At 64.9% G+C, this 1,014-nt stretch carries 1 protein-coding gene; it reads right to left on the reverse strand.

What is annotated here, in order from left to right:
• The coding region (locus A2I95_RS42280; RefSeq protein WP_291738202.1) for an ATP-binding cassette domain-containing protein at window positions 1–1,014 on the reverse strand (1,014 nt) is incomplete at both ends.

A 1,014-nucleotide genomic window follows, 5' to 3' on the forward strand; every position in this document is an offset into this window, starting at 1 on the left:
GCCCCCAGCGGCCAAACGCCTGCCAGAGGTGCCGCTGGTGGTCGACTTGGCGGCCAAGGGCCGGGACTTTGGCATCGAGGGCGCGCGCGATCGACAGCCGCTGGCGCTGACCGCCGGAAAACGCGTGCGGGTAGCGTTTCAGCATGTCCGGGGACAGGCCGACCAGCCGCAGCATGTCCGCCGCCTTGTCCCGGCGTTCGGCACGTGAACCGATCCGGTGGATTTCCAGCGGCTCCACCAAAGTGTCCTGAATGCGCATCCGGGGCGACAGCGAGGAATATGGGTCCTGGAACACCATCTGGGCCTGCCGCTGAAAGGCGGTGCGCGCGGCGCGGTCCATGCTGTGCACGGTGACCGCCGGCTGGTCAGGATCAGGGCGGAACAGCACCTCGCCGCCGGGATCCGGAAGCTCTGCCCCCAAGGCAATTCGTGCCGCCGTGGTCTTGCCCGAGCCGCTTTCGCCGACAACTGCCAGGGTTTTTCCGCGGGCCAACCGCAAATCAACCTCGCGGCAGGCGTGGATCAGGGTCGGAGCTTGCCAGCCCTTGCTGGCTCTTAATGTGTAGGTCTTGGAAACCGACTTCATTTCCATGATCAGGTCATCGCGTGACGGCGGGATGGCGACGACTGCTTCATCCGGGATTTCCGGTGCAGCGTTGAACAGGGCCTTAGTGTAGGGGTGGGCAGGGGTGCGCAGCATCGGTTCTGCACGGCCGGATTCCATCACCCGGCCCTTGTGCATCACCACCACTTGCTCTGCCATATTGGCGACCACGCCCAGATCATGCGTGACCAGGATCATCGCCATACCGGTTTCGCGCTGCAGCTCTTTCATCAGCCCCAGAACCTGGGCCTGTGTGGTCACGTCCAGCGCCGTGGTCGGCTCATCCGCGATCAGCAGGTCCGGCTTGGCCACCATGGCCATAGCGATCATCGCCCGCTGGCGCATCCCGCCGGACAGTTCGAAGGGATAAGACCTGTAGGTGCGTTCCGGATCGGAGAACCCGACCCGCT

The organism is Leisingera sp. F5, assembly GCF_001593695.1.